Below are 552 nucleotides of genomic sequence, written 5' to 3' on the forward strand. Positions count from 1 at the left end.
GTCGAAGACGGCGCCGGTAATACGGTCAGCTACACCTATAACGCCGCCGACCAGGTCACCAGCAAAACCACCTACACCGTCGCCGCGCAAGGCCAAGTGGGGCAGAGCGGTTACGTCGCCCCGAGCAGCGCCGAGACCACGTATTACGTCTACACCGCCACGAACCAGCTCGCCTACACCATCGATCCGCTCGGCGCCGTCACCGAGCACGACTACACCACCGCCAATGGCTTGAGCGAACTCACCACCACGCGCCAATACCTGGGGGCCACCTACAGCCCCAGTAGCAACAGCAATAGCCCGAGCAACCCGCCCACCTTGGCCCAACTACAGGCGTGGGTACAAAGCACCGCCGTGCAAACCACGCTCAGCCAAAGCACGCGCACCGACTACACCTACGACGTGCGCGGCCAACTGGCCACGCAGACCCAGTACGACACCGTCGACAGCAACGGCAATGGTGTGCTGACGAACGGCACCGTCATCACCACCACGACCTACGACGTGCAGGGTCGTCTCCTGCAAACCAGCACCGAGACCGGTGCCAACCGC

1 protein-coding gene is annotated in these 552 nt (G+C 63.6%); it reads left to right on the forward strand.

Annotated features, from left to right (window positions below):
* Positions 1-552: hypothetical protein (locus QQJ86_RS20705; RefSeq protein ID WP_284322881.1), on the forward strand; the 552-nt coding region annotated here is incomplete at both ends.

Source organism: Dyella acidisoli, assembly GCF_030160295.1.
Taxonomy (GTDB): Bacteria; Pseudomonadota; Gammaproteobacteria; order Xanthomonadales; family Rhodanobacteraceae; genus Dyella_B; species Dyella_B acidisoli.